This is a genomic window from Neobacillus drentensis, assembly GCF_036965645.1.
In the GTDB taxonomy this organism is placed as follows: domain Bacteria; phylum Bacillota; class Bacilli; order Bacillales; family Cytobacillaceae; genus Neobacillus; species Neobacillus drentensis_D.
On the sequence record NZ_JBALPZ010000246.1, the window covers coordinates 1 to 1373 of the forward strand.

Genomic DNA, 1373 nt, shown 5'->3' on the forward strand with positions numbered 1-1373 from the left:
TGTGAATCAATTCACTTAAAGTAACGGGTAGCGTTAGTTGAACTACCAGAACACATATTTTAATTATACAAAAGTGAATATTTCTCCGTTATGTGATACAAATTATAAAGAATAAAATTACGTACTAATATGGAGGAGCCTGTCACCATGGGATTATTATGCCTATTTGGTAACAAGCTCCTTTTGTGTTTTCGTGACAAATGAATAATTTTTTACTCATGTTTAATTGAATTTTTATTTACTATCTAACAAGCTATGTCTTGAAAAAAACACATATTCTCTGTGATTTTTAAAATATATAAATATAAGGGGGAAAGCTTTATGAATACAAGTGAAGAAAAAAAGAAAATAAATCATAAAAAATTAAATGTAAGAAATGTTGTTTGTCAAAAGGTCTTTTTTTATTACAATTGGTGCCAGTATTATGGCTTACGGGTTAGAAGCTGTTTTAATTCCGAATAATATAATTGACGGTGGAGTGACGGGCTTATCCATGATTTTAAGTCACGTTACTTCAATCAACCTTAGTATATTTTTAGTCATTTTAAACTTACCTTTCTTCTTCTTAGGTTATAAGCAAATCGGTAAAACATTTGCTTTTAGTATGCTCTATGGAATCATAGCTCTTTCTGTGATTACTTCATTCATGCATCATATAGACCCAATGGTACATGATCAGCTTCTGTCAGTTGTTTTTGGCGGTGTCATATGTGGAATTGGGGTAGGTTTAGCAATCAGAAATGGAGGAGTTTTAGATGGTACTGAAACATTATCTATTTTAATTGAAAAAAGGGTGCCATTTTCAGTCGGGGAGATCATCATGGCTGTGAATGTGATTATCTTCTCATTGGCTGCCTTTGTATTTTCTATAGAAAATGCTTTGTTTTCAATGCTTACCTATTTTATTGCGTTTAAAACCATTGATATTGTGGTAAAAGGATTAGGTGATATGAAATGCAAATATATCATTAGTGATAACACCGATGAGATAGCAGATGCCATTACAGAACGATTAGGGCGTGGCGTCACTTTCCTCCATGGAGAAGGTTCTTACAGCGGTGAAGATAAACGTGTTATTCTATGTGCTTTTACAAGGCTAGAGGATACAAAGCTAAAAGATATTATTAAGGAGATAGATCCTGAAGCATTTACCATTACTTCAGATGTTTCTGCAGTTTATGGTGGTCGGTTTAAGAAAAAGGACATTCATTAATCCGTAATCGAATAGGTAGTGGATATAAAAATTACATAGCTGTTGCTTCAAACGTACAATGTGTTTTTTTTTGTCTTTGACATATGTAATATCGCTAAAATGTTACTCAAGGCACAAGATTGTGAAAAGATGTACTTTAATAAACGGGTAGCGATTGTTC

General features: G+C 32.6%; 1 protein-coding gene. It reads left to right on the forward strand.

Annotated features, from left to right (window positions below; all coding sequences use genetic code 11):
* Positions 1-424 precede the first annotated feature (424 nt).
* Positions 425-1213, forward strand: coding sequence for a YitT family protein (locus V7266_RS29655; RefSeq protein WP_335472808.1), 789 nt, complete (start codon positions 425-427; stop codon positions 1211-1213).
* Positions 1214-1373 lie beyond the last annotated feature (160 nt).